This window comes from Pseudomonas sp. SDO5591_S426, from assembly GCF_054070755.1.
In genome coordinates, this window is sequence record NZ_JBSVXD010000396.1 from 1 (window position 1) to 1,462 (window position 1,462).

Below are 1,462 nucleotides of genomic sequence, written 5' to 3' on the forward strand. Positions count from 1 at the left end.
CGGGGCTGCACTACAACACGTTTCGGTATTACGATCCGGAGGTGGGGCGGTTTGTAACGCAGGATCCGATTGGGTTGTTGGGTGGGGATAACCTCTATCAGTATGGGAGTAACCCTTTAGGTTGGATAGATCCATTAGGATTAACCTGTTCGTCGCTTCATGAAAGGGTCGTCAATGATGCGAACAAAGTCGCATCTGCTGGAGGGGAAATCACCGCCAAGCAAGCTCAGATTTTGAAAGGAAATCTTCCCGTTGTTCAGCGACGTACTGTGTTTCAAAATCAGATGGCACGGAAAGAATTTGTGGGCAGTCAGAACTATTTGATGAAGCAATGGGAAGCTAACACCGGTAGAGTATGGCCATCTGGTGCAACTCCCCATCACATCATACCTTTGGAAAGTGGTGGAGCGAATAAATGGTGGAATCTGATGCCAACACATGGCGCATTGCCAAATCATTCCTTGCCTGGAATTCCAGGCCCGCATGCCGCAGGTGGTGTTCTTAGGACCACAATTCAACAAGGAAGAAAGGCTCTGCCGCCTGGTACAATAACTGATCTGAGATTGTAATATGATTGATATTGATGAAGCGTGTAAAAAAATCGAAGGATTTGAGTTTTTCTCTAATATGGGAGGTTGCGGGCCTGAAGATACTAATTACATATATATAGAGAACGTTCAGAAGGTTTTCGTAGAGCCTTCTGAATCTGAGTTTCATGGGTGCTATCATGGTGTTGAATGGCTGCCCACAGCCCCAACCCAACCCGATCCGTTTTATGATGTTCCGAAACCACCATCAGACTTGGTAGCTATGCGCATGAAGGTGAATAAGGCAGTAATGACGGCTACTAAAAATATTGATAAGAGTAAGTTCATTTGTGCGCCGCATGATTTTAGTGTTGCTGCAAGAAATGGGGTGTGTTTTGCCTTTAGGCAATATGTATCTGAAAGTTATTACGGGCTTGGTGATCGATGGGCGACAATAATAAAATTATATTACTCTGGTCACTGGCCTGTTGGATATTATAATAAAAAAATAATCGTTATTTGAGTTGTGGTGGAAGATTTATATTATCTTTTGTCGGCGGTGGGGTGTTGGCTCTCCGTTAGTATGGGTATATATGCTTCGCTCTTTATTAATGTAGATCATTAGGTATTTGACGATTCAGCACGCCGTTTCAACTGCGGCGACGACTTGATCGCCAACCACAGCAATGCCCTGACCCCGACCTTTAATTGTCAGTGAGAATACATTCGCAACTGGCAACGTATGGTGGAGCATTGGACCAGTGATAATGAGCGCTTCCAGTTCCTCGTTGACATCGAGGCCTCTACCCCCTCCATCGGTTACAGACGTGCGCACACTGACGGCAAAGGCCAGACCACCCGCCTGCTACGCACCGCCCGAGGATTGCCGAGCAGCCGTCAGGACGCCAAGGGCCAGCGCATCCGCTACGAATACG

The 1,462-nt window shown here is 46.8% G+C and carries 2 protein-coding genes and 1 pseudogene; all 3 read left to right on the plus strand.

Annotated elements, in window-relative coordinates; all coding sequences use genetic code 11:
• Positions 1-569 (plus strand): RHS repeat-associated core domain-containing protein (locus ACW9JC_RS30245; protein WP_457459650.1); only part of this gene is annotated, 569 nt, incomplete at its 5' end.
• A 1-nt stretch (position 570) separates the two neighbouring features.
• Positions 571-1,050: a hypothetical protein gene (locus ACW9JC_RS30250; RefSeq protein WP_457459652.1), complete on the plus strand. Its 480-nt coding sequence runs from the start codon at positions 571-573 to the stop codon at positions 1,048-1,050.
• Between the two features lie 306 nt (positions 1,051-1,356).
• Positions 1,357-1,462, plus strand: a pseudogene (locus ACW9JC_RS30255) (sugar-binding protein); the annotation flags it as partial.